At 39.4% G+C, this 22,632-nt stretch carries 19 protein-coding genes; 6 read left to right on the top strand and 13 right to left on the bottom strand.

Annotated elements, in window-relative coordinates; all coding sequences use genetic code 11:
- Window positions 1-157: 157 nt before the first annotated feature.
- Both T8I65_RS05545 and T8I65_RS05540 read left to right on the top strand, forming a co-directional pair.
- Complete coding sequence (locus T8I65_RS05545) at window positions 158-2,557, top strand: alpha-ketoacid dehydrogenase subunit alpha/beta (protein WP_322302405.1); 2,400 nt, start codon at window positions 158-160, stop codon at window positions 2,555-2,557.
- A gap of 135 nt (window positions 2,558-2,692) precedes the next feature.
- Complete coding sequence (locus T8I65_RS05540; protein WP_322302404.1) at window positions 2,693-3,568, top strand: alpha/beta hydrolase; 876 nt, start codon at window positions 2,693-2,695, stop codon at window positions 3,566-3,568.
- 76 nt (window positions 3,569-3,644) lie between these two features.
- Here the strand turns inward: T8I65_RS05540 and T8I65_RS05535 are convergent, their stop codons facing one another.
- From T8I65_RS05535 to T8I65_RS05520, 4 genes are all read right to left on the bottom strand, one after another.
- Entirely contained in the window at window positions 3,645-4,229 is a 585-nt protein-coding gene (locus T8I65_RS05535; protein WP_322302403.1) for a hypothetical protein, read from the bottom strand.
- 82 nt (window positions 4,230-4,311) lie between these two features.
- Window positions 4,312-4,872, bottom strand: coding sequence for a hypothetical protein (locus T8I65_RS05530; RefSeq protein WP_322302402.1), 561 nt, complete (start codon window positions 4,870-4,872; stop codon window positions 4,312-4,314).
- 63 nt (window positions 4,873-4,935) lie between these two features.
- Window positions 4,936-5,775: a 1,4-dihydroxy-2-naphthoyl-CoA synthase gene (locus T8I65_RS05525; RefSeq protein WP_322302401.1), complete on the bottom strand. Its 840-nt coding sequence runs from the start codon at window positions 5,773-5,775 to the stop codon at window positions 4,936-4,938.
- A 100-nt stretch (window positions 5,776-5,875) separates the two neighbouring features.
- Window positions 5,876-6,283, bottom strand: a complete 408-nt coding sequence (locus tag T8I65_RS05520; RefSeq protein ID WP_322302400.1) for a DUF2059 domain-containing protein — start codon at window positions 6,281-6,283, stop codon at window positions 5,876-5,878.
- A 132-nt stretch (window positions 6,284-6,415) separates the two neighbouring features.
- Here T8I65_RS05520 and T8I65_RS05515 point away from each other — a divergent pair, with 132 nt between their 5' ends.
- Window positions 6,416-6,871 (top strand): hypothetical protein, encoded by a 456-nt coding sequence (locus T8I65_RS05515; protein ID WP_322302399.1) that lies wholly within the window; start codon window positions 6,416-6,418, stop codon window positions 6,869-6,871.
- Here T8I65_RS05515 and T8I65_RS05510 read toward each other — a convergent pair.
- From T8I65_RS05510 to T8I65_RS05490, 5 genes are all read right to left on the bottom strand, one after another.
- Window positions 6,865-7,713 carry a S1 RNA-binding domain-containing protein gene (locus tag T8I65_RS05510; protein WP_322302398.1) on the bottom strand — a complete coding sequence of 283 codons (849 nt, stop codon included), beginning with the start codon at window positions 7,711-7,713 and terminating at the stop codon, window positions 6,865-6,867. The genes T8I65_RS05515 and T8I65_RS05510 overlap by 7 nt on opposite strands.
- A 101-nt stretch (window positions 7,714-7,814) precedes the next feature.
- Window positions 7,815-8,159 (bottom strand): DUF2853 family protein, encoded by a 345-nt coding sequence (locus tag T8I65_RS05505; RefSeq protein ID WP_322302397.1) that lies wholly within the window; start codon window positions 8,157-8,159, stop codon window positions 7,815-7,817.
- Between the two features lie 68 nt (window positions 8,160-8,227).
- Window positions 8,228-9,961, bottom strand: coding sequence for a 2-succinyl-5-enolpyruvyl-6-hydroxy-3-cyclohexene-1-carboxylic-acid synthase (menD, locus tag T8I65_RS05500; RefSeq protein WP_322302396.1), 1,734 nt, complete (start codon window positions 9,959-9,961; stop codon window positions 8,228-8,230).
- A gap of 50 nt (window positions 9,962-10,011) precedes the next feature.
- The gene (locus tag T8I65_RS05495) at window positions 10,012-11,157 is read right to left on the bottom strand and encodes a chorismate-binding protein (protein WP_322302395.1); all 1,146 of its coding nucleotides are present in this window, start codon (window positions 11,155-11,157) and stop codon (window positions 10,012-10,014) included.
- Entirely contained in the window at window positions 11,154-11,576 is a 423-nt protein-coding gene (locus T8I65_RS05490) for a PaaI family thioesterase (protein WP_141877339.1), read from the bottom strand. The genes T8I65_RS05495 and T8I65_RS05490 overlap by 4 nt, the downstream gene beginning before the upstream one ends.
- Before the next feature lie 48 nt (window positions 11,577-11,624).
- On the opposite strand from T8I65_RS05490, the gene T8I65_RS05485 reads away from it, so the two are divergent.
- Both T8I65_RS05485 and T8I65_RS05480 read left to right on the top strand, forming a co-directional pair.
- Window positions 11,625-12,266 (top strand): esterase, encoded by a 642-nt coding sequence (locus T8I65_RS05485; RefSeq protein ID WP_322302394.1) that lies wholly within the window; start codon window positions 11,625-11,627, stop codon window positions 12,264-12,266.
- Window positions 12,266-13,513: an Nramp family divalent metal transporter gene (locus T8I65_RS05480; protein WP_322302393.1), complete on the top strand. Its 1,248-nt coding sequence runs from the start codon at window positions 12,266-12,268 to the stop codon at window positions 13,511-13,513. Before T8I65_RS05485 ends, T8I65_RS05480 begins: the two co-directional genes overlap by 1 nt.
- Here the strand turns inward: T8I65_RS05480 and T8I65_RS05475 are convergent.
- The 3 genes from T8I65_RS05475 to dnaK all read right to left on the bottom strand — a co-directional run bounded on the left by T8I65_RS05475 (window position 13,505) and on the right by dnaK (window position 19,206).
- Window positions 13,505-15,337 carry a cytochrome-c peroxidase gene (locus tag T8I65_RS05475; RefSeq protein ID WP_322302392.1) on the bottom strand — a complete coding sequence of 611 codons (1,833 nt, stop codon included), beginning with the start codon at window positions 15,335-15,337 and terminating at the stop codon, window positions 13,505-13,507. The two genes, T8I65_RS05480 and T8I65_RS05475, sit on opposite strands and share 9 nt — an antisense overlap.
- A 61-nt stretch (window positions 15,338-15,398) precedes the next feature.
- Window positions 15,399-16,958, bottom strand: a complete 1,560-nt coding sequence (locus T8I65_RS05470) for a hypothetical protein (protein ID WP_322302391.1) — start codon at window positions 16,956-16,958, stop codon at window positions 15,399-15,401.
- Window positions 16,959-17,274: 316 nt separating this feature from the next.
- The gene (dnaK, locus tag T8I65_RS05465; RefSeq protein WP_141877334.1) at window positions 17,275-19,206 is read right to left on the bottom strand and encodes a molecular chaperone DnaK; all 1,932 of its coding nucleotides are present in this window, start codon (window positions 19,204-19,206) and stop codon (window positions 17,275-17,277) included.
- A 217-nt stretch (window positions 19,207-19,423) separates the two neighbouring features.
- On the opposite strand from dnaK, the gene T8I65_RS05460 reads away from it, so the two are divergent.
- A complete protein-coding gene (locus tag T8I65_RS05460) occupies window positions 19,424-20,857 on the top strand; it encodes an L-serine ammonia-lyase (protein WP_322302390.1) in 1,434 nt (477 codons plus the stop codon).
- 60 nt (window positions 20,858-20,917) lie between these two features.
- On the opposite strand, the gene T8I65_RS05455 is transcribed toward T8I65_RS05460, so the two are convergent.
- The gene (locus T8I65_RS05455; RefSeq protein WP_322302389.1) at window positions 20,918-22,540 is read right to left on the bottom strand and encodes a dihydroxyacetone kinase subunit DhaK; all 1,623 of its coding nucleotides are present in this window, start codon (window positions 22,538-22,540) and stop codon (window positions 20,918-20,920) included.
- Between the last annotated feature and the right edge of the window lie 92 nt (window positions 22,541-22,632).

Genomic DNA, 22,632 nt, shown 5'->3' with positions numbered 1-22,632 from the left:
TCGTTTTTGTCAACAAATTTTGGATCTCAAGCCTATTATTTCTGAAATAAATAATAAATAAAGGTTAAAATTGAATTATTATCAGTTTTGTGGTCAAAATTTGAATTGTGTATAATTTTGATTTTCGCTACATTTGCTACTATTCAAAATAATGTTCATGCAAAGCGAAACACAAACTGAAAATTCTATTTCATTTGATGAATTCAAGTCTCAGGTACTTGAAGATTACAAAATTGCTGTCACCAGCAGAGAATGTAGTCTTTTAGGTAGACGGGAAGTACTTACCGGGAAGGCGAAGTTCGGAATATTTGGTGATGGAAAGGAAGTACCACAACTGGCGATGGCCAAAGCTTTCAAGAATGGTGATTTTAGATCGGGTTATTATCGTGATCAAACTTTTATGATGGCTATAGGCGCTCTTACTCCGGAGCAGTTGTTTGCTGGTTTATATGCAGATACAAATCTGGAAAATGAACCAATGTCTGCCGGTAGACAGATGGGAGGTCATTTTATGACACATAGCCTCGATAAGAATGGAGAATGGAAAAACTTGATGGAACAAAAGAATTCCAGTTCAGATATTTCTCCTACTGCCGGGCAAATGCCTAGACTACTTGGTCTTGCTCAGGCCTCCAAGATCTATAGAAATGTTGATGGAATTTCTGCCGAGAAATTTACAGATAATGGAAACGAAGTAGCATGGGGAACCATTGGGAACGCCAGTACAAGTGAAGGTCATTTCTGGGAAACCATTAATGCTGCCGGTGTTTTGCAGGTACCAATGGTGATGAGTGTCTGGGATGACGAGTATGGTATTTCTGTACACGCCAGGCATCAAACTACAAAAGAAAATATATCTGAAATCCTTAAAGGCTTTCAGCGTGATGAGGAACATGATGGATATGAGATCATAGTAGTAGAAGGCTGGAATTATCCAGCTTTGGTAGATGCCTATGAAAAAGCATCGTCTATTGCACGTGCAGAGCATTGCCCGGTTTTAATTCATGTACAGCAATTAACACAGCCGCAAGGTCACTCAACTTCAGGATCTCACGAGAGATATAAATCTGAAGACAGATTAAACTGGGAGAAAGAACATGATTGTAATGTGAAGTTCCGCGAGTGGATCATCGAAAATAATTTCTCCAATGCTGAAGATCTTGAAGTGATGGAGAAAGAGATCAAAAAACAGGTAAGAACCGCTAAAAGCAACGCCTGGAACAATTATCTAAAGCCAACTTTAGCTAGAAAGAAGCAAGTAGTAGAACTTCTCAGTAAAGTAGCTGGTAATAGTTCTAACGGGAACTTTATCAATTCTCTTAAGGAGAATATTGCGAATGACAGAGAACCTTTAAAGAAAGATCTTATTTCTGCTGCAAGACAAACCTTGAGATATACAATAGGTGAATCTTCTGCTGAAAAAGATGAATTGCTAAATTGGTTAAGTGAATTTGGGGAAGAGAATAAAGGTGAATACAGTTCACATCTTTATATCGAAGAAAACACATCAACAGAAGTACTGCCTGAATATGATGAGGAAGCAGATGAAGTTGATGCTCGAATTATATTAAGAGACAACTTCGATCAGATCTTTGAAAATCATGCAAATGCTTTGATCTTCGGTGAAGATGCAGGTGAAATTGGTGATGTAAACCAGGGGCTTGAAGGACTTCAGAATAAATACGGGAAATTCAGAGTTTCTGATGCCGGAATTAGAGAAGCAACTATACTTGGACAGGGAATTGGAATGGCAATGAGAGGATTACGTCCAATTGCAGAGATCCAGTATCTTGACTATGTAATGTACTGTCTTCAAGGAATGAGTGATGATCTTGCAACCCTTCACTACAGAACTAAAGGAATGCAGAAGGCACCACTAATCGTTAGAACCAGAGGGCATCGCCTGGAAGGTATTTGGCATAGTGGTTCACAAATGGCCGGTATTCTTAATCTTGTAAGAGGAATGTATGTTCTTGTTCCTAGAAACATGACGAAAGCTGCTGGTTTCTACAATCATCTTCTTGAATTAGATACTCCTTCATTAGTGATTGAGTGCCTAAACGGATATAGACTTAAAGAAAAGCTACCTACGAACCTAAAAGATATCAAGACACCTATTGGAGTTACTGAAACTTTAAAAGAAGGTACAGATATCACTCTTGTTTCCTACGGTTCTACCTTGCGAATCGTTGAAGAAGTAGCGAAGGAACTGGCTCAGGTTGATATTGACGCCGAGGTGATCGATGTTCAGTCTTTATTACCTTTTGATATTAACCATGACATCGTAAAAAGTGTTCAGAAAACAAACCGACTACTGGTAATCGATGAAGATGTTCCTGGAGGAGCTTCAGCCTATATCTTGCAGAAAGTTCTTGATGAACAGAATGCATATAGATACCTGGACAGTAAACCGCAAACGTTAAGCGCCAAAGAACATAGGCCAGCTTACGGTACAGACGGTGATTATTTCTCCAAACCATCTGCGGAAGATATTTTCGAAAAAGTGTATGCGATCATGCACGAAACGAATCCGAATAAATATCCGAAACTACGATAGTGAAATCTATCTGTTAGTGTATAAGCCGCGATTCATTCGCGGCTTTTTTGTTTTCTTTAAGCACACTTTAAGACGTGCTTTCGATAGACTTATTTCTAAGATCGTAGCTTTATAATTATTCAAATAATAAAGATTATGGGTAAGGAAATTGAAGACGTGATCAAAAATCACGAACGAGAAGGGAAATATTTTGACATTAACGGTATCAACACATTCGCTCTGGACAAAGGAAGTGGTGAAGTGGTTCTTTGCGTTCATGGGGTGCCTACTTCCTCCTTTCTATATAGAAAAGTTATAGATTCATTAGTTGAGAAAGGTCGTCGTGGTGTATCTGTGGATCTTCCCGGACTTGGTCTTACCGACAGGCCGGAAGATTTTAATTATGAATTCAATAATTTCGCCGACTTCCTTACAGACTGTCTAAAAGAATTAAACATTGAAAAGTTTCATTTAGTTGTTCATGACATTGGTGGTCCTGTTGGGTTTGCGCTAGCTGCCAAGAATCTTGAAAAGGTACAATCGATTACTATACTGAATACCATGATAAATATTCAGAATTTCAAGAAGCCACTGGTGATGCGACCATTCGAGAAAAAAGTTTTAGGTGAAGCCGAATTAATTTCGATCACTCACGCTACCTGGCCAATTATGTTTTCTCAAATGGGCGTCAATGATTCTTCCTGCTCTTCTTCTGCGGAAATAAAAGCATATGTTGATCTTCTGAAAAGAGAAGATGATGGAAAAGCTTTTCTGAAACTTATGAGAAATTTCAACCAAACTGAAGAATTTCAGAATTTAGTACAGACTGCTTTGAAAAATGTAGACTATCCAATTCAGGCAGTATGGGGTGAGGATGATCCGGCTCTAACCTACGAACATTTCAGCAAAGAACTGAAGGAATTAACCGATACTCAGGAAACTCATTTGCTTTCATCAAGACATTTTCTGCAGGAGGAGGTTCATGAGGAAATTGCAGCAAAAATTGATGACTTAATTAAAAGAACGTATTAAATTCCAGATATATCAGGACTAAAAAAGCCGTGTATTTCTACACGGCTTTTTTATCTATGGTCGTAGTTCATTGATTTCATTGATCTTCCCTGCTATAGAACATCCTAGGTCCACCACAATCATCCACAGTATTTATCAGGATATTTTCGTCATCCTGAATCACATAAAGATATTCTTCCCTACTCATACAACTTGAATAGATCTCAATATCCTCTATAGTAGGTTCTCCATCATATTGCAGTGTATAAGCCGGAGTATCATAATACGATATAGTCACTTTAAAAGTTCCTTCTACCTTTATCGTATCATTCTGCCTGCTCCTGATCTTTTCAACCGTTTTATCTTCCCTTAAGGTATAAGTATCCTGGAAATCCATTTCATCTCCCTCCTTTGTGCACTCTTCGGTATGACTACAGCTCATTTTAAATAATTTCCAAACTTGTGGAAGTTCTACTTCAATTTCGGTTTCTGAGTCTTCTTCCTTATCGTCGGTGTCAGCGTCACTTTCGGCTTCGGATTCGGTATCAGTTTCTTCCTCAGTAGCTTCTTCAACCACTTCAGGTTTCTCCTTTAGAACTTCCTGATCAAGAATTCCTGAATCCGAATCTTCGGAACACGCAAAAATCAGAAATACTGACATCAGAATAAGCAGCTTTTTCATATTGAAGTTTTAAGTCTGTATAAAAATATAGTTTTTACCCAAAACCGTGAAATTATAATTAAACATCAGGTTTTAAATAATCCTATAACCAGGTAAAGTCAGTCAGCTTAAAACCAACAAAACAATCATCTGCACAATTCTTATTTACATAGCCACAAGTATTGATAACTCCTTCAGAAGTAGTATCAAAATATATAAGGTTGGAATCAGTATCTACAGTCAGATACTCTGCAAAACAAAGGCTATATAGTTCATCTATGGTCAGAATATCTGCTCCACTCTCATGAGTTCCAAGATCAGATTCTGTTTCTATATATTCTTCTACAATTTCAGTTTCGGCTGGATTCTCTTCCTGGGGCTGGGTAGAGATAAATTCTCTACTTACCACTTCCCCATTTTCAACCTTAATTGTAGTTGAAGTAGCGAAGCCTGTCCAGGATGCTGTTTCTATGGTATACTTATAACTATCCTTATTAGTACTTTTCAATGAAAGCCATAGATCTTTGCTTTCTGAAGAATTGATGCCACTTTCACCAACGAATTCCTTTTCACTATCAGAATTGTCATCGCTACTACATGAGCTAAAGCTTACAACTGTTAGAAATAGAACAAAGAATCTGTATATTATTTTGGAGAATCTCATAATCATCTAAAATTTAGTTCTGCTATAAAGACGTTCTTTTCCTGAAATGGTTGCGTGAATTCTCTATGGAATCCACTTCTTTTCGAAATTCGGTTTTCTTTTCTCTAAGAATGCATCTCTACCTTCCTTAGCTTCATCTGTCATATAAGCCAGTCTAGTGACTTCTCCGGCAAATACCTGCTGCCCTACCATCCCATCATCGGTTAGATTCATGGCGAATTTCAGCATTTTGATAGAGGTCGGTGATTTTGCTAAAATTTCCTGTGCCCATTCAAATGCGGTAGTTTCAAGCTCCTCATGTGGGATCACGGCATTCACCATTCCCATTTCATAAGCTTCCTGAGCAGAATAGTTTCTTCCTAAAAAGAAGATCTCTCTGGCCTTTTTCTGTCCCACCATCTTTGCAAGGTATGCAGAGCCATATCCGGCGTCAAAACTGGTGACGTCTGCATCTGTCTGCTTAAAGATCGCATGTTCCTTAGAAGCCAGCGTAAGATCGCAGACCACATGTAAACTGTGACCTCCACCTACTGCCCAACCGGGAACCACACAGATCACTGCTTTTGGCATAAATCTAATTAAGCGCTGTACTTCAAGAATATTCAGTCTATGATAGCCATCCTCACCAACATAACCCTGGTGACCTCTCGCTTTCTGGTCTCCTCCACTGCAAAATGCCCATTTTCCATCTTTTGTAGAAGGTCCTTCAGCGGAAAGTAGTACCACTCCAATAGAAGTATCTTCATGTGCATCCTGAAAAGCATGCAGAAGCTCTGAAGTTGTTTTTGGTCTGAAAGCGTTTCTAACATCAGGTCGGTTGAATGCAATTCTTGCAACCCCATCTGCCTTCTTGTAAGTTATATCATCATATTCACGTACTGTTTTCCAGTTTATCGTAGCCATACAAATAGTTTTCAGTAAAAATAAAGTTTTAAGTTCACTTCAGAAAGTAGATAAAAAAACCTGTTCCAGGGAACAGGTTTAGATCATACTCAAGAAATGATTATTGCATATATTTTGCCATCATAGGTTGTAATTCCATTCCCCAGGCCTGGCCTATCTCCATGGCTTTTTTCGTAATGTCTGGAGTAAGTTCAACCATCTTCTCCCCTACCGGTGTAGCATAGAATGCAAGAATCTCATCAAGTTCTTCTTCTGTAAACTTTTCAGTATAGATCACCGCCATTTTCTTATACAATTCCTCAGTGCTGGCAGAAAGTTCTTTCTTAAATTCTTCTCTTTTGTCTTCAGCAACCATTTTCACGATCGGCTCGGTCATGATATCAAATTGCTGACCTGAAGTAAGCTCTATTAATTTAATCGCTTTTGTTTCTTCTGAAGTCATTTGCTCCTGCGCCATAGAGGAAAATCCTATAAACGCAACTCCGATACTTAATATTAATTTTTTCATATTTGTGTTCGATTTTATAATTTGGAAGTGAAAATAATCGTTTTTACAAAACTGTTTCAATAATTTCTAAAAGAATTGGAACATATTTAATGTTTTTGCACCATTTTTGATATTCTTCAGAAAAAACTGATCATGAGAATTCTTTACATCCTACTTTTTTTGCTGGCAGGTTTTAGTACTTCTGCCCAGGAATTCGGGTATTGGGATCGTGAGGACTTCGAAATTGGCAATCGTGGTATCCAAAACGACTGGAAAGATTTCAGTTTTAACTGGCAGCAACCTTCAGAATTTAATATTTCTGATGGTTCTTTTATGCATCTGCGGAATGATATTCAGAAAGACCAGATCGATATGCTGGCGATCATAGACAAATCAAATAGAAATAAAATTACCCGCGAAATTGACCTTGGATCTCCGCTTCCGCAGAGAACCAGAGAAAAGAAAATATTTGAAGTAACGGGAAATATCCAGACTAGAGATAGAAATGATTCTTTTAGCAACCCATTCTACAATCCTTTCCTGAACAATTACAATCAGCGTAGTTATGGAGTGAGAAGATATAATACTCCGTATCGATATATCTATTGATCCTGCTCTTCCTCTTTTAAAGTGATTCCGTCTTCATTCAGATCGATTTGCCTGTTCTTGTAAAGGCTACCAATTGCTTTTTTAAAGCTCTTTTTGCTCATTTGCAATCTGGATTTGATATCTGCAGGATCAGACTTATCTGTTAGATCAATAAAACTACCGGAAGACTCGAGCTTATCAAGAATTTTCTGAGCATTTGGCTCGATACTTCGATATCCCGGCCTTTGCAACATGATATCGATCTTATTATCTATTCTTATTTTCTTGATGAAACCTCTTAGAGAATCACCAATTCGCAATTTTTTAAAGACTTCATCGTGATAGATCAAACCTAAGTGCAACTGGTTAATGATCACATTAAAACCAAGGTCGGTTTCGTTACTTACGATTAGATCCACCTCTTCAAATGGTTCCACGGTAAGTTCAGAATTATCAAGAAATGCATGTACTTTGGAAGATGCAGTAAGTCGTTCTGTTTCAAGATCCAGGTAACAGAACACAAGATAGCGCTCTCCTTTTTGCATAGGGATCACCTGTTCCTTAAATGGAACAAAAAGATGCTTCTCCAGTCCCCAATCCAGGAATGCCCCGAATTTACTAACCTCAACACAGGTAAGACTTTCAAATTGATCTAACTTGATCTTAGGTTTCAAAGTTGTTGCTACCGGTCTTTCTGAATGATCCAAGTACACAAAAACATTGATCTTATCATAGACCATCCAGGTTTCAGGAACGTATTTATTAGGCAAAAGCACCTCATCACCGGCATCATTCTCAAGATACACACCGTGATCACTTTCTCTAATAATACTTAATTCATGGTATTCTCCTAACCTGATCATAGTCTAAAAATTTAGCATACAAAGATACTGTTAATCAGCAATAAAAAAATCCGTTTATGAGATTATCACACAAACGGATCTTTATATATGGTTGAAGTAGCTTATTTGTACATACTTTCTTTACCAAAATGCTTGGTTAGAAGATAGTAAATTACCACTCTGTATTTATTACGATTTGATTTTCCATACTTTTCCATCACCTGATCGATCGCTTCGTCTGCCTTCTCTCCATCAGTCACTCCAAGTTTTTTCATAACGAAGTTGTTCTTTACTGTTTCAACTTCAGATTTACTGGAAGCCGCAACAGTTTCAGCATCGGCGTTATAAATACTTGGACCCATGGATTGAGCCAGTTTCCGCAGAAGATCCACATCAGGATTATCCTCTCCCACTTTGGTTTTAAGGTCATCGATATACTGACCTACTTTTTCATCAAGTTTACTCATGATCTAAATTTTAAGTTTTAGCTCAGGTAAGTTAATAAAAAAGTAAAAAAGAAGCCTATAGCAGCCGACTAAGATTTCATAAAACTAAAATATTCCAGCAATACCTTATCGTTCATTTTACGCGGAGTAAAAATTTCAAGCAGTTTAGGTTTCTCAGAAGTATCAAAGAAAGCTTTCAATTCATCCTCTATTTCCTGTTCATTGGCAGCTTTCGAATAGTCAATACCGTACAGCTCACAAACAGGTTTCGCCTGCAATTCATGAGTAGTTTCGAAATACGTATCAAAATTCTCTGAATCTTTATTTCCCGGCAATATTCTGAAAATACCTCCACCACTATTATTCAGTAAAATTATGCGGTAATTGGATGGTATATGATCATTCCAAAGTGCATTGCTGTCATAGAAAAAGCTTAGATCACCAGTTATGAACAGAACAGGTTTATCTGAAGCTACTGCTGCTCCAACAGAAGTTGATGTACTACCATCGATCCCACTGGTTCCTCGATTACAAAAAGTGTTCAGACTTCGATCCCATTCAAACAACTGCGCATATCTAATGGTAGAACTATTCGCGAAATGCACGATACTGTGATCTGGCACCTCTGGCACGATCAATTGCATCGCTTTAAGATCTGAATAAGGAATCTCAGACATATATTCTTCATGACGATTCTGCCTGTTGGATTTTATATCTTTCCAGAAATTTCCATAATCGCTGGCAACTGTCTCAGTAAGTGGCATGAATGAGTGAAAGAAATCATTTACTTCTGTCTCAAAATGTTTGTTCAAACAAAAGAAGGTATTATAGGCCTTTTTAGAATCTACATGCCAGTGATGCTTAGGACTATAATTTCTCAGAAAGTTTTTGATCTTTTTTGAAACGATCATTCCGCCGAAAGTGAGCAAAATATCAGGTTGCAATTTTCTGAATAATTCCTCTTTATTTCCTTCCTTTTCAATAGGTCCTACCAAAGTATCGATCCTGGTAAAAAAATCTGGGTGATGAATATTCGATGTGGTTTCAGTAAAAACGATCACGCTGGGATCTTTAGCCAGCATATCAAGAAACCGCTGTTCTATAAGGTTTGGCTGGGCCACCCCGACGATCACCATCTTACGTTTGGCGCTATTCCACTCCTGTACATAGCTGTTCAATTGTGCTTCTGAATAGTGTTTCTCATTTAGCTCGGGAAGGATCTGTAAAGGATCTACTTCTATATGTTGTACCGTATCATATAGTGGTTCGTAGAAAGGCACGTTAATATGAACAGGCCCTTTATCCTCTATCGCCTTATTTAAAGCCAGGTTAATTTCCCGTTCGTTATGTTTACGTGCTTCAAATTGTTTCTGCTGAAGCTTGACGTCTTCAGATTGATGTTCCAGTACCAGTTCAGAATAGAGATTGGCAGAATACAGGATATGATTTTCGAAAACGTTCTTCTGCCTGATGGTTTGTCCATCACCAATATCAATACGCTCTATGGGACGATCTGCGGAAATTACCACCAATGGAATATCACTATAAAATGCTTCAGCGATCGCCGGATAATAATTTAGCAGTGCTGAACCTGAAGTACATACCAGTGCCACAGGAGTCCTTTTCTGTTGAGCAATTCCCAGTGCGAAAAATGCTGCACAGCGTTCATCTACAATACTATAAGCTGTAATATCATCATGATGCGTAAAACCGATCGTTAAGGGCGCATTTCTCGAACCTGGTGAAATTACTACATGTTTTATATTCTTGGCAACACAAAGAGCTACCACAGATCTCGCTACCGGAATTTTTGAATATTTCATAGACTCCCAAAATTAGTATTTACGTCTAAGCTGGAAAGAGTTTTTGAAGCTTATTTAACAAGAACCCTACGCATGGTGACAGATTTATTTACCGTCTCATGCCATTCTTCACCTGCATTGGAATCTTTAGTGATGCCACCACCCACAAAAATCTTTGCGATATCCTGTTCCAGTTTCATGCAGCGAAGATTTACATACAAGTTAGAAACTCTGGAAATCGAAGCAAATTGCTGATTTTCCTGATTTCTTCGGTTAGAATTCCTCTTCACTTCCTTGCTGAGTTGAACTTCGCCCAGATATCCACTATAATATTCTCTGTCCATTTCTTCATTCTGAAGAATAAATTGTAGTGCCTCAGCTTTCGGTATACCACAGATCGCCGGTGTTGGATGAAGCGCCGTCACGATTCTTGAAAGTGCAGAACTGGAATCAAAAGACCCCTGAATATCGGTTCTTATATGTAACAGGTTTCCTGCTCTTACATTATAAGGCTCTCCGATCTTCAGTTCTTTTACTTCTGAAATCTTTTGCAATTCTTTGTCGATATAGCTGGTGACAATAGCCTGCTCTTCAATTTCCTTTTTACGCCAGATAATTTCCGAACCTTCTTCGAAAAGCTGGGTGCCGGCAAGAGCCATCGTCTTAAATCTGTCACGCTCAGAATGTAGAAGAGTTTCCGGAGTAGCGCCCATCCAGGTGCCGGTTTCCGGATGATACCAGAAATAGACGAAAGCCTCCTCATACCTGTCGAGTAATCTTCTGAAAATGGGAATGGGATCGGGATCGTGAACATTTACCTTTTCAGCTCTCGCTAGTACGATCTTATCAATACTGCTATTTTTGATCTGGTCGATCCCAGACTGCACTAATTGTTCATGCTTTATCTGGTCCTGAGAATTCCTTGTTGGCATAGGTTGTTCAGGCTGTGGCGGAACTGGCTGACTTACTGGTCGGTTTTCGTAATTACAATTAGAAACTTCAGCTTCAGCAATAGGAATAAGCAGGGATTGATTCAGAGAATCAAAGGCAGCAAATACAAATCCCGGCGTGTCCAGGCCTTCGCCACTATAGCTTTCCGCAGAGGTTTGACAGATCAGCTTTACACTATTTTCCCCAGGTTTCCGATAAGCGACAAACGGAAATTGTTTCTCGGTCTGAGTTCTTATACTGGTAAATAATTCTTCTTCTGTGATCATTTGGTTTCTTTTGGAAGAGCAATAGTCGTTAACTTCACCAGGGAGATCAGGCGATCCTCCTCATCTGTGATCTTTATTTCAAATAATTGCGTGGTTCTACCTTTATGAATAAAAGTCGCTTTGGCATAAACCCATCCTTCTTTTACACTTCTAAGATGGTTAGCAGCGATCTCAATACCCCGAATAAAAAAGTTATCGGTATCCAGAAAAACATAACTAGCCATACTTCCAACACTTTCTGCCAGGGCTACCGTCGCACCGCCATGTAAAACTCCATCAGGTTGATGAACTCTGGAATTCACCGGCATTTTAGCAATCAGGTAATCTTCCCCAATTTCAGAAAACTCTATTTCAAGGGTTTCCATAAGTGTGTTCTTACAGACCTTTTTTGAAAGTTGCAGTACTTCTTCCTTCGTCATCTTTTAAAAGATTGGTTTATTTGTAAAAATACAAAACCTGCGACAACCATGAGTAAGGAGAAAAGTCTTTCTTATACCATTCACAACACCTATTCTACCTTGAATGAACATTCTGAAAATACCAGAACTGTATGGCTGGTTCTCCACGGAATTGGATATTTAAGCAGGTATTTTATAAGGCAGTTTAATCATCTGGATGCTGAAAATTATATCATTGCTCCCCAGGCTCAATCGAAATATTATCTCAATGGAGAATACAGGCATATGGGCGCTTCCTGGCTTACCCGGGAGAATCTTGAAGCTGAGATTGAAAACGTGCTGAAGTATCTTTACGCTGTTTATGATGCTGAAGATCTTTCAAATGTTCATAAACTGAATATTCTTGGATATTCACAAGGTGTTTCTGTCGCTACCAGGTTCGTAGCCAGACGCAAAATTAAATGCGCCAATCTTATTATGCACTCCGGAAAAGTACCACAAGAACTTAATAAGGCAGATTTCGAGTTTCTGAAAGAAACCAATTTTCATTTTATATACGGAACACGGGATGAGTACCTCAAAAAAGGAATTATAGAAGTTGAAGAATCAAGATTGAAGGAAATATTTGGGGAGGAGATCAATATTCATGCTTTTGAAGGTGGACACGAACTAAACCAGGAAATTATCACTAAAATTGCTAAAACCAGCTAATGCCGAAAAGTAGATCCATTTTGAGATCTTTGGGTCCGGGCTTCTTGCTTGCCGGAGCCGCAATTGGAGTTTCGCATTTAGTACAGGCGACCAGAGCCGGTGCAGATTACGGATTCTTACTCATCTGGATCTTATTGCTCGCGTGCATTACTAAATATCCATTTCTCGAATTCGGTCCCAGGTACGCTGCTTCCACAGGCGAACATCTCATTCAGGGTTACAGGCGTCTTGGTAAATTGCCTTATGCACTGTTTATCTTTATTACGGTGGGTAGCATGTTCATTATTCAGGCTGCAGTTACGATCGTAACCGCAGGTCTTGCTGAACGACTTTTTGGAATGGCCTGGGGAACTTTTAGCTGGAGTCTTATCATTTCTGCTATTTGTATCGCTTTACTACTTATTGGAAGATACCCGGCGCTGGACAAATCCATGAAATTCATCGTTAGTTTACTTGGGTTAGCTACTTTGATAGCAGTCGTGCTGGCGTTTGGTGACGGGAGGCTTGATCGTTCGCTATCCATTGCATCACCAGATATCTGGAATACCGCAAGTATAGCTTTTATCATTGCATTTATGGGCTGGATGCCAATTCCGTTAGATGCCGCTGTATGGCATTCGATCTGGACCAGGGAAAAATCGGTATCCGCAGGGAAAATAAGTATCAGGGAAGCATTTGCAGATTTTAACGTTGGTTACCTGGCCGCTGCAATTATTGGTTTGCTATTTTTTCTAATGGGAGCACTTATTATGTTCGGTTCAAATACAGAATTTTCCGGGAACGGTGTAGAGTTTTCTGGACAGTTGGTAGCGCTTTACGGAGCTACTTTGGGACCCTGGAGCGAAACACTGGTTGCCATCGCAGCCCTTATCGCTATGTTCTCTACTACCCTTGCGGTCACAGATGCATTTCCCCGGGTGCTTTCCGAAGTTTATATGATCGAAAAACCTGAGGCAACAACATCTGAAAAATGGAATTCCTACCAACTGGCAATTTTTATCATTCCGGCTGTAGCCTTGGTAATCCTCTCTTATTTTAGTATGACATTTACGATTCTGATAGATTTCGCTACAGCCTTATCATTTCTATCAGCTCCCTTGCTCGCATGGTTCAATTATAAACTCGTGACCGGCAATAATATGAGAAAAGAAGACCAGCCTGGTAAGCAGTACCGAATTTTTAGTTTATGCTGCCTTGTGGTGCTGGTTCTCTTCAATATCGTTTATATCTATACTTTGCTAAATTGAAAGGTCATTTTTGTTACCAGTTACCTTAGTATCCGTTAGCGTTTTTAAGTAATCTACCAGAGCTGCCTGTTCGTCTTCATTGAGTTCCAGGTTATCAAAGGGTAAGGTTTGATGGGGCAGATCAAAGCCTAATCCAGCGCCACCTCCTTTATTGTAAAAGTCAATTACCTGCTCAAGATTCGTATAAACTCCGTTGTGCATGTATGGAGCAGTTAAAGCTATATTTCGTACTCCTGGAGTTTTGAACATTCCTTTATGCTCTTCAACTCTGTAGCTCCAATAAAAACCGGTATTATCGTCCAGCTTATTATTCGCAGCTGTTTCTGGAACACCTATGATCTCCTTTTCGGTTTCAGTATAGAATGGCGGAACGGTTCCATTGGTGAGGGGTAAAAAATGACAGGTCGCACACAGAGCCTTGCCGGCAAATAAATTAAATCCGCGTTTTTCCTGCTCTGTAAAGGTGCTTTCCTTGCCAGAAATATTACGGTCAAATTTACTATTCATTCCATTCAGCGTGGAAATATATGCAGACAATGCTTTGATAAGTTCTGTATTACCCCGCGGAATACCACCAAAAGTCTGCTGGATGATTTCCTGATAGGTGGAATCCTGTAAAATCTCTTCGGAAAATTCATGCACTCCGGTATCAAATTCTTTTTTATTAGTAAATACTGAAGAGATTTGTTCCATCAAACCTTCAGATCTACCATCCCAGAAGAATCCTCGCTGATAGACCGAATTAATAAGGGTAGGTGTATTTCTACTAAGTTCCATTCCCTGATTATCTTTACTGAAAGTCAACCCATCTGCATAGGCCTTTTCAGGAAGATGACAGGTCGCGCAGGCCATACGTCTATTCTTCGAAAGCTTTTTCTCGAAAAATAATTTCTCGCCAAGCGCTACTTTCATTTCAGAATTCTTTCTGTTTACATTCTGCATGAAATATTCAGGCTTGAAACTATCCTCTTCAAAAAATGTTGGTGCATTGAAATTGAAAGGTTGATTGGCAGTACCTTCCCACAGTCCTGAAGTATTTCTAATTTGCAGCCATAAACTGGTGATATCGTTTAAATACTCTCTGGTAAACTCGTAACGATCAAAACTCTCGAAATCTGTATTTTCTTCCAGGTAGTTAACTGAACTTATAAGCTTTTGCTGAAATCTTTTATCTAAATCTATATCCTTCTGCTGGATGATTTTTTGAAGTGTTAGAGCATACACCTCATTCAAGGCTTCAAACGAGACCGCCGCCTGCTCTATCCCCAGATGACTAACAGGAGTATCAAATCCAGTGATCGAATGACTAAGGATCCTGAGTAATTGTTGCTGAGTTGCAATAAAAAAGCGTTCTGTGGTGAGCTCTCGCTTGACTATATTTTTCTGAAGGTTTCCCATTAATCCCAGGGTAACTTTCAGTTCTTCCTGAAATTCCTGCTCTGTAACTTCCCTATTATAAATACTTTCCTCTATCTTTTGCAATCCAACCGCCGGCATAAACCTGGAATTATCCTCGAGAAAGACTGGAAGTGCAGGTCCATTTACACGATGTCCCACTGCAGGATTTAAATACGACGCAAAGGGTTCAGCTTTTTTCCATTCCTGTCTTGCTTTCTTAAAAAGCTCTTTATTAGAAGGATCATCCAGACCATTACTTTTAATTTCAGATAGATGTTGAATACTGTTATTTAACGAATTCTGGTAGAATCTGTGAGCCTGATCCCAGCCCTGATTATTTTCAGAATTGAGAGCAAGATATTCCGATTCTTGCTTACATGAAAACTGGGCAATTAGAATGATTGCCAGAAGTATTTTTTTGAACATATTTCTATAAATAAGAACAGGTCTTCGTAAGAACGAAGACCTGTAGAAACTAAAATTGGAATTATCTTGGTAATCCTCTTAGTAAAACTATTTGCGATGCCTGGTCATCTTCACGTTCGGCATTGGTATGACCGTCTAAATTCATGAAATCACTACTTTCCCAATAGTGCGGTTGTACAGCGAGAAGAAAAGTTCCCGGTTCTCCAATTTTGTCTGAAACATCTATTAATGAACCAAATTCTCCACTAAAACCTGTAGAATTATCTGGATCCAGGTCCTGTCTTACAATAAGTTCAAGCACATGCTGAATATTCTGTCCGTTTAGATCTGACTGATAGATATATGCAGAATGTCCTCTACTAAAGCTGTTGGGATCTTCCTGAATATAAACGAAATTTTCAGTAACACAGATATTATCAGGACTTTGCAACGCTCCTAAATTTCCATCCATGTTGTTGGTATCTGTATTTCCACTAACTATTTGAGTAAGTTTCCCTGAAAGCGGAGAGTTTTCGTCCAGCTCCAATTTATACACGGTACCCCAGTCATTATAAGTACCTCTGCCTGGACCTCTACCGGTTACCGCGAAATATACATTTCTAGCATTAGAATCGGCTCCTTTCTGATAATCCACGTCTTCAACTCTCATAAATTGAGTAGCAAGCACATTGGAACTGGCAGTTTCCATTTCATCCTTGGTAAGATCCTTACCATTCTCGATCTCCACAAATTCTACTTCGTAGGTTGATTGAAGATCAAAACTTGACTCATTATATACAACATCAGATTCTACAGCTTGTTTGCCATCCATTCCATCTGAAACTTCTTTCGCACGAAGCACATAGATCTTCCCGTTTTCCAGGTCATCATCAGCATTTTCAGAATAATAAAGTACCACCTGTCCTTCAGAACCAGATGAATCATCATCGCCTCCAATGATCACAGTCTTTCCAGAGTACGCATCCTTAGGAAGTGGCACAGCGTTCTCCCAGGAAAATTCACCAAGGGCATCAAGTCCGAAATCTGCCTGAGGAGTTGGATTCTCAACCCATGGGTCTATCCCTTTTACATCATAATTGATACTTTCTGAAGCTGAAAGGAAAAGATCTTTGGATCCACCATGAATACTGGCTTCCCACATAGTAGCAGAACATTGACGCGCATAATCTGAAACACCTGAGTTTAATAGATAGTCTCCGCTTACTGGGTTCATGTATTGGTCAAACCTAATTCTCGCAACTGCATAGCTATCTTCACAGTTCACCACGTACATGTAACCGTCACCGTCTTTTAGAAATCCTGCTCCATCAGCAGAACCTGCCAGTTGAAAATCATCTCCTACCACATCTGGTGTACTCAGTAAAGAATAAGCCTGAACGAAGCTGAATTGAGACGACATGGTAACTAGTGGATCTACCGCACTTTTATTTTCGAATATTTCGGGAGCTGGTGTGAAATCCTCTCCATCCTCGCCATCTTCTCCATTGATGCCATCAACACCGTCCTGGCCATCGGTTCCATTTGTACCATCTACACCGTCTTCAGCTTCACAACCGCTGATTGCCGATGATAAGGCGGCTAGTAAAAATAGCCGACCCATAAAATTTGTAATTGTGTTCATTTGAAAAATAATTTAAGTTGTTTAGTTGTGATAAAAATACAGTTTGAACTCAGCCAACATGTTAAGCCACTGTGGTACTTAAATTATCTTAAAATCACTTTTAGGTTAAGGCGTTAAGTTTGCTTTAATTCGAGAAAAATTCATATTGCGGAAACCTATTTAATATTAAAAACCGCTAAGAGAATAGTGCAAATTGTAAGATAACTGTTATAGATACGGTCCAGTTTGCAACTGCATAGAAAGATGGATAGACCAGGCCCAAAACAAAAAAAACCCGCATTTCTGCGAGGTTTTTCTTAAATATACTGAATGTGAATTACTTCACTTCTTCGAAATCAACATCTTCAACATCATCTGCACCCTGAGAGGCTCCACCATCTGCTGCTCCACCTTCAGCGCCTGTGGCACCTTGCTGTGGTCCGCCTGGCTGACCGCCCTGAGCTTCTGCCTGAGCTTTGTACATTTCTTCTGATGCAGTCTTCCATGCCTCATTCAATTTGTCTAAAGCTGGAGAAATTTGCTCGATCTCCTTGGTTTCGTAAGCTTTTTTCAATTCTTCTAAAGCTTCTTCCACTGGCTTCTTCTTGTCTTCAGAGATCTTATCTCCAAATTCTTTCAGTTGCTTTTCAGTCTGGAAGATCATGCTGTCTGCTTCGTTAAGCTTATCAACTTTTTCTTTAGCCTGCTTATCGGTTTCAGCATTTGCTTCAGCTTCCTTCTTCATTTTCTCGATTTCCTCTTCAGTTAATCCTGAAGAAGCTTCGATACGAATATCCTGAGATTTTCCAGTTGCTTTGTCTGTAGCACTTACTTTAATGATACCGTTAGCATCAATATCAAAAGTTACTTCAATCTGAGGAGTTCCTCTTTGCGCTGGTGGGATACCATCTAAATGGAATCTACCAATCGTCTTATTATCTGTCGCCATTGGACGCTCTCCCTGAAGTACGTGAATCTCAACTGAAGGCTGATTGTCTGCCGCCGTAGAGAAAGTCTGTGACTTTTTTGTTGGGATCGTAGTATTCGACTCGATTAATTTCGTGTTCACTCCTCCCATAGTTTCGATACCTAGAGAAAGTGGAGTTACATCAAGAAGCAATACATCTTTAACATCTCCTGTAAGTACACCACCCTGAATAGCAGCACCAATTGCTACAACCTCATCTGGGTTTACACCTTTAGAAGGTTTTTTTCCGAAGAATGCTTCAACTTCTTCCTGAATCTTAGGAATACGGGTTGATCCACCAACAAGAATTACCTCATCAATATCACTCTTGGAAAGACCTGCATCACTAAGTGCCTTTTTTACCGGCTCCATAGATCTTGTTACAAGTTCAGAAGCTAATTGCTCGAACTTAGATCTTGTGATAGTTTCTACAAGGTGTTTTGGTCCACTAGATGTTGCAGTTACGTATGGAAGGTTGATCTCTGTTTGAGTAGAAGATGATAATTCGATCTTCGCTTTTTCAGATGCTTCCTTCAAACGCTGAAGTGCCATTGGATCTTTTCTTAAGTCGATATCTTCTGCTTTCTGAAAGCTATCAGCCAGGTAGTCGATCAATACTTCATCGAAGTCATCTCCACCAAGGTGAGTATCACCGTTTGTAGATAGTACTTCAAATACACCATCACCTAATTCAAGAATAGATATATCAAATGTACCACCACCAAGGTCATACACAGCGATCTTCTGATCCTGAGATTTTTTATCCAGTCCGTAAGCAAGTGCTGCAGCGGTTGGTTCGTTTATAATTCTTCTTACTTTAAGACCTGCGATCTCACCAGCCTCTTTTGTTGCGTGACGTTGAGAATCATTAAAGTATGCAGGTACCGTAATTACAGCTTCCGTTACATCGTGTCCAAGATAATCCTCAGCAGTTTTCTTCATTTTCTGAAGTACCATTGCTGAAAGTTCCTGCGGAGTATAAAGACGACCATCGATATCCACACGTGGAGTATCATTATCACCTTTAGTTACTTTATAAGGTACTCTACCCGCTTCTCTTTCAGATTCTGAGAATTTGTTTCCCATAAATCTTTTAATAGAAGCTACTGTTTTAGTTGGGTTAGTAACCGCCTGACGCTTTGCAGGGTCTCCAACTTTTATTTCTCCACCCTCTACAAATGCAATTACAGATGGTGTTGTTCTTTTTCCTTCGGCATTAGGTATCACTGTCGGCTCACTACCTTCCATTACGGCAACGCAGGAGTTAGTGGTACCCAAGTCAATTCCAATTATTTTACTCATAACTATATAACTTGTTTTATGTTAGTTTATCAATTTTACACTCACTTGAAGTCAATCATTATGCCAGCGCTTTTCTTATGACAGACTGTCATTTTTAAAATTCAACTCTGTCATTTCTGAGTTATTCTCCTTTGATTTCTTCGGAATATTATTTTCGCAATTATATATGGGTAGCTTTATCAAATCCTTACTTTTGTGCTCAAATAATTTTATCTGAATGCGAAAAATCGAATGCATTAGCGTTTTTGATATGCTGAAGGTGGGCGTTGGTCCATCCAGTTCTCATACTCTTGGACCATGGCGGGCAGCTCAACGCTGGATCGCTGAATTGAAGTCTAAAGAAAGGTTCGACCAGGTGGAAAAGATTCATGTAGATCTTTATGGATCTTTAAGTCTTACCGGGAAAGGACACGCCACAGATATTGCTACGGTTCTGGGATTGCTGGGACATGACCCTGTAACTATGGATATTGAGATCCTCGATTCCGAGATTAGCAACGTTCGTGAAACTGGCAGATTATTATTAAATGGAGAACGAGAGATAATATTCTCTATCGCTGAAAATATAAAATTCAATAGAAAATTTCTCGAATTTCACCCTAACGGAATGACATTTCGAGCATGTTTATTTAATGGCAAGAAAACTTCTTCTTCGTTCTATTCCATTGGAGGCGGATTCGTAGTTAAAAAAGAACGCAAGAACGCCAGCAAGAAAATGAAGAATTTTCAGAATTTCCCTTTCTCCATTGAAAAGGCAACTGAATTACTGGCATTTTGTAAACAGGAAAATAAAACCATTTCAGAAATTGTACTTGAAAATGAACGTTCTCTGCGTACAGACGAGGAGATCGATGCAAACTTCAAACAAATCTGGAATGTAATGCTGGAGTCCATGTATATTGGATGTCATACTGAAGGTACACTTCCCGGTGGCCTCAACGTAAAAAGACGCGCTTTTGAAATGCATCAGCGTTTAATTGGTGATACTTCCTATACCAATGTAGAGGACTGGATTCCTGCAATTCGACAAACCGAAGTGAAATTCCGTCAGATCCTTAAATGGGTTACTTGCTTTGCATTAAGTGTAAACGAAGTTAATGCATCCCTGGGAAGAGTTGTTACTGCACCCACTAACGGTAGTGCGGGAACTGTGCCGGCTGTCTTGATGTATTACCTCTGTATCGAAAATCACGATGCTACTTACGAGGATATCAAAAGATTTATGCTGGTTGCTGGCGAAGTAGGAAGCCTTTTCAAAAAAGGAGCTACCATTTCTGCAGCCATGGGTGGTTGCCAGGCAGAGATTGGAGTTTCATCAGCGATGGCCGCTGGTGGTTTGACCGAATTGATGGGAGGAACCCCGGAACAGGTTTTAATGGCCAGTGAGATTGCAATGGAACATCATTTAGGTTTAACCTGTGATCCTATTGCTGGATTAGTACAGGTTCCATGTATAGAAAGAAATGCCATGGGAGCGATCAAAGCGATCAATGCTGCTGAAATTGCCATGGAAAGTGATGCAAGTCGCGCGAAGGTTCCACTGGATAAAGTGATCGAGACGATGTGGGAAACCGCTAAGGATATGAATAAAAAGTATAAAGAAACATCTGAAGGTGGTCTTGCAGTAAAAGTAAGCCTTAGTGATTGCTAATACTTAAAGAAAAAACCCACCCTGATTATATTTCAAGGTGGGTTATCATTTTAACTTCAATTATTTAATAGCTGCCAGTTTTTCGAAAACCCTGGCAACAACTTCTGCTCCCGGATCTGGAACATTTTTCAAACTATCTTCTGAGAGATAAGAAGATCTACCAAATTTAGTATCGGTAATTTCTTTAGTGGCATCAGCTCCTTTTCGTGCAGCCGACTTTACCTTCTCCATACTTTCACCATTAGCGATCGCTTCAAAAGCTGGTTGCAGAGCGTCTATCATCGTACGCTCCCCTTGTTTCGCGCCCCCATAATCCTTCATTTTATCCAATCCGCTTAATAGAGCTTTTCCCAGGTCATCATTTTCTTTCAATGCGTTTCCCGCTCTCGTAAATAAGAGTGAAAAAAGTACACCGCTGGAACCTCCTATTTCTCTGGAAAATATTCTTCCTATACTTATAAATAATTCCCAGTTTTTGGCGTATGGCAACCTGTCAATAACTTCCAGTACATTCTTACCAGCACTTGCAAAGGTAGAACCGGCATCACCATCTCCTACTTTTTCATCCAGAGCATTGATCTCATCTTTCATGTCGATCAATTCTTCAGCAATTTCCTTAAGCAACTTCTTAGTGCTGGCATTTTCCGAAGATTCAAAAGGAAGCGTTTCCGGAAGTTCCGGACTCTTGATCGAGCTGGCTTCTCCATATTCGCTAATGAACCAGGATGCTGGATCACATGTTGCCACTAAAGCTTCACTAATTTCCTCATCCAGTTTCACCACAGAGATAGAAAAACCTTTCATGTTCAGTGAAGTCATAAAACTTCCGGGACCTACCAGCAGTTTTACATTCTTTGCCATAGAAGTTTTACTGAAAGAATTCAGTAAAACATTCATTTCAACCGGAGTAACACTTCCAAGATTATTCAAAATAAGTGCGTACTCAGCTCCGCTTGTATATTCCTGAAGTTTTTCCACTGCAGTTTCCATAAGCTCATCAGCTTTCGCCACGGCTATCTTTTCAACACCCGGTTCACCATGAATTCCAAGACCCAGTTCAGCTTCAGATTCATCTAAACGAGAATCCTCTTTTCCCTGAAATTTGTGTCCTTCTTCTAAAGAAAGACCAATGGAATATGAATTTTGCGCAACTCTCTTTACCAGCTCTAAAATCTCTTCAAGAGACTTTCCTTCTTCAGATATATATCCCGCCGATTTATGCACGAAAAGCGTTCCGGCTAATCCTCTTTGTTCTGTTTCCTCTCCCAAAGCTATATCATCTCCTACGATAATCGTTTCAACTTTATAACCCATTTCTCTGGCCTGCTCTGCCGCAAGACCAAAATTAAGTCTGTCTCCTGTATAGTTCTTGATTACCAAAAGACAGCCTTTATCTCCTGCCGTCGCTATAATTGCTGAAAGCACTGCATCTACCGAGGGAGAAGCAAAAATATCACCACATACTGCTGCCGTAAGCATTCCCTTTCCAACAAATCCTGCATGAGTCGGCTCATGTCCAGATCCACCGCCAGAAATAATTGCTACTTTCGATTTATCCCAATCCTTCCGCAGAACTACTCGAACCTCAGGGAAATTATCCAGTCTGGTAAGCTTAGGATTGGTGAGCAATCCTTCTATTCCCTCATTTACAACCTGATCTGCTTCATTTATAAAAAACTTCATAATCCTATTTTTCTTAAAGATAAAAAACACGAAAATCTCAGCTTTTTGATGAGCCTTAATCTATTCATAAAGTTTTCAGACTAAAGATTAAT

This window comes from Christiangramia sp. OXR-203 (assembly GCF_034372165.1).
Classification (GTDB): domain Bacteria; phylum Bacteroidota; class Bacteroidia; order Flavobacteriales; family Flavobacteriaceae; genus Christiangramia.
This window is presented reverse-complemented; position numbering and strand designations above follow the sequence as displayed.

Coding starts and splice junctions, on each gene's coding strand:
- T8I65_RS05470 (WP_322302391.1), bottom strand. CDS start 16,958: ATGAACACAATTACAAATTTTATGGGTCGGCTATTTTTACTAGCCGCC.
- T8I65_RS05540 (WP_322302404.1), top strand. CDS start 2,693: ATGGGTAAGGAAATTGAAGACGTGATCAAAAATCACGAACGAGAAGGG.
- T8I65_RS05490 (WP_141877339.1), bottom strand. CDS start 11,576: ATGACGAAGGAAGAAGTACTGCAACTTTCAAAAAAGGTCTGTAAGAAC.
- T8I65_RS05460 (WP_322302390.1), top strand. CDS start 19,424: ATGCGAAAAATCGAATGCATTAGCGTTTTTGATATGCTGAAGGTGGGC.
- T8I65_RS05530 (WP_322302402.1), bottom strand. CDS start 4,872: ATGAGATTCTCCAAAATAATATACAGATTCTTTGTTCTATTTCTAACA.
- T8I65_RS05475 (WP_322302392.1), bottom strand. CDS start 15,337: ATGTTCAAAAAAATACTTCTGGCAATCATTCTAATTGCCCAGTTTTCA.
- menD (WP_322302396.1), bottom strand. CDS start 9,961: ATGAAATATTCAAAAATTCCGGTAGCGAGATCTGTGGTAGCTCTTTGT.
- T8I65_RS05515 (WP_322302399.1), top strand. CDS start 6,416: ATGAGAATTCTTTACATCCTACTTTTTTTGCTGGCAGGTTTTAGTACT.
- T8I65_RS05520 (WP_322302400.1), bottom strand. CDS start 6,283: ATGAAAAAATTAATATTAAGTATCGGAGTTGCGTTTATAGGATTTTCC.
- T8I65_RS05535 (WP_322302403.1), bottom strand. CDS start 4,229: ATGAAAAAGCTGCTTATTCTGATGTCAGTATTTCTGATTTTTGCGTGT.
- T8I65_RS05545 (WP_322302405.1), top strand. CDS start 158: ATGCAAAGCGAAACACAAACTGAAAATTCTATTTCATTTGATGAATTC.
- T8I65_RS05505 (WP_322302397.1), bottom strand. CDS start 8,159: ATGAGTAAACTTGATGAAAAAGTAGGTCAGTATATCGATGACCTTAAA.
- T8I65_RS05485 (WP_322302394.1), top strand. CDS start 11,625: ATGAGTAAGGAGAAAAGTCTTTCTTATACCATTCACAACACCTATTCT.
- T8I65_RS05510 (WP_322302398.1), bottom strand. CDS start 7,713: ATGATCAGGTTAGGAGAATACCATGAATTAAGTATTATTAGAGAAAGT.
- T8I65_RS05525 (WP_322302401.1), bottom strand. CDS start 5,775: ATGGCTACGATAAACTGGAAAACAGTACGTGAATATGATGATATAACT.
- T8I65_RS05455 (WP_322302389.1), bottom strand. CDS start 22,540: ATGAAGTTTTTTATAAATGAAGCAGATCAGGTTGTAAATGAGGGAATA.
- T8I65_RS05480 (WP_322302393.1), top strand. CDS start 12,266: ATGCCGAAAAGTAGATCCATTTTGAGATCTTTGGGTCCGGGCTTCTTG.
- dnaK (WP_141877334.1), bottom strand. CDS start 19,206: ATGAGTAAAATAATTGGAATTGACTTGGGTACCACTAACTCCTGCGTT.
- T8I65_RS05495 (WP_322302395.1), bottom strand. CDS start 11,157: ATGATCACAGAAGAAGAATTATTTACCAGTATAAGAACTCAGACCGAG.